The following is a 2009-nucleotide window of genomic DNA, read 5'->3' as shown; positions in this document are numbered from 1 at the left end:
AGCAGACCGGAGTGGTAGGCGGAACCGCAGGCCACGACGAAGACCTGGTTAATGGACTTCAGGTCCGTCTCAGAGATGTTCGACTCATCGAGGAAGACGCGCCCGTCATGGAAGTGCCCGCCGAGGGTGTCGCGGACGGCGGCAGGTTGCTCGTGGATCTCCTTCATCATGAAGGAGTCGAAACCACCCTTCTCGGCAGCGGCGAGGTCCCAGTCGATGGTGAAGGGACGGCCCTGGGCTTCGGTGCCATCGAAGTTGAGCACCTTGTAGCCGTCACGGGTGATAATGACCACGTTATCCTGGTCCAGCTCCACCGCATTCTTCGTGTACTCGATGAAGGCCGCGACATCGGAGCCCAAGAACATCTCCCCCTCGCCGACGCCCACGATGAGTGGGGTGGAGCGGCGGGCAGCGATGATCTGGTCCGGATGATCAGCGTGCGTGAACAACAGCGTGAACGCACCCTCCAGGCGATTCAGCACCGCCAGCGCGGAGGCGCGGAAGTCACCGGCGGTCTCCCCCTCGTTGTAGGCGCGGGCCAGCAGATGAGCGGCGACCTCCGAGTCGGTGTCGGAGTTGAGGGTGACGCCGGCGTCGATAAGCTCCTGACGCAGCGGAGAGAAGTTCTCGATGATGCCGTTGTGCACGATGGCGGCGCGCCCATCGAAGGAAACGTGCGGATGCGCATTCTCATCGGTGGGGCGACCGTGGGTGGCCCAGCGGGTGTGACCGATGGCGGTCGTACCCGGCATATCCGGCAGAATCGCCTCGAGGTTGGCCAACTTACCCGCCTTCTTCGCCACCTGGATCTCGCCGTTGTTGACGGCGATACCCGACGAGTCGTACCCGCGGTACTCCATGCGTCGCAGCGCTTCCAGCGCGAGGTTCAGTCCCTGTCGTTCACCGACGTATCCAACGATTCCACACATGGGGGAAATCGTAGACGACACCGCCTGTTCCACAACAGGTATGAGGCGCCGACACCCGGAATTCCTCGGGTGTGACGTTCCTAACGCGAGAGATTCGTTATCCTGGGATCGTGTCTGCGAACCTGAAGAAGCATTTGCCCCAGTTGTCCAAGCGCGGCCCGCACCGCGTGCTCGTCGGCGACCTCGACTACGCGGGCATCCCCGGCAAGGTCTACGCCCCCGCCGAAGGCAACGGCGTCCCCGCCATCGCCTTCGGCCACGACTGGATGAAATCCGCCAAGAGCTACCACGCCACCCTGCGCCACCTCGCCAGCTGGGGCATCGTCGTCACCGCACCCGACACAGAAACCGGCCTCGCCCCCGACCACCGCGGCTTCTCCGCCGACCTCGAATCCGCCCTGCAGATCGCCGCCGGTGTCAAGCTCGGCCAGGGCAAGGTCACCGTCTCCCCCGGCAAACTCGGCGTCGCCGGCCACGGCATGGGCGCCGGAGCCGCCATCCTCTGCGCAGCCAACAACCCGCGCGTCAAAGCCGTCGGCGCCCTCTACCCCGCCTACACCGCCCCGCCCGCCGTCGAAGCCGCGCGTGCCGTATCCGCACCCGGTCTGGTCATCGGTGGCGGTGATCCCGGCCTCGTGGGTGACCTCCTGGACCCTGGCAACCCCGCCAAGGTCGCCTTCAACTGGGGCGGCGACGTGGTTTACCGCGAAGTCAAGAACGGCAACCAGGCCTCCTTCTCCGAGGACACCTTCACCAAACTGGCATTGGGCATGGGCATCCCCCGCTACTCCGCGCAGGAAACCGCCCGCGGCCTGCTCACCGGCTTCCTCCTCCACCAGCTCGGCGGGGAGAACAAGTACTCCGCCTTCTCTGAGCAGCTGGCCGAAGGCAAAGGCGTCACCTCCTTCACCGATGCTGACCTCGCAGACAAGGCCGGCATTGACCTGGGGTCCAGCACCAAGCTGTAGCCCTGGCGGCAGAGACCGACCCGGATCCCGGCGTGGGGGTCCGGGTCTTTGCTGTTGGTGAGGTGTTGAGTGGGATCCTGGGTCTGGGGCGGGCGGGGGCGGTGCGGGCCGG

The 2009-nt window shown here is 65.7% G+C and carries 2 protein-coding genes; one reads left to right on the top strand and one right to left on the bottom strand.

Annotated features, from left to right (window positions below; genetic code table 11):
* Positions 1 to 929 (bottom strand): isomerizing glutamine--fructose-6-phosphate transaminase (locus tag Q4G50_RS14630; protein WP_303378388.1); only part of this gene is annotated, 929 nt, incomplete at its 3' end.
* A 110-nt stretch (positions 930 to 1039) separates the two neighbouring features.
* Here Q4G50_RS14630 and Q4G50_RS14625 point away from each other — a divergent pair.
* Positions 1040 to 1897 (top strand): dienelactone hydrolase family protein, encoded by an 858-nt coding sequence (locus Q4G50_RS14625; protein ID WP_303378387.1) that lies wholly within the window; start codon positions 1040 to 1042, stop codon positions 1895 to 1897.
* Positions 1898 to 2009 lie beyond the last annotated feature (112 nt).

The sequence above is a fragment of the Corynebacterium sp. genome (genome assembly GCF_030538285.1).
Taxonomy (GTDB): Bacteria; Actinomycetota; Actinomycetes; order Mycobacteriales; family Mycobacteriaceae; genus Corynebacterium.
The sequence above is the reverse complement of the archived record's forward strand: the minus strand, read 5'-3'. Positions and strand labels throughout refer to the sequence as shown.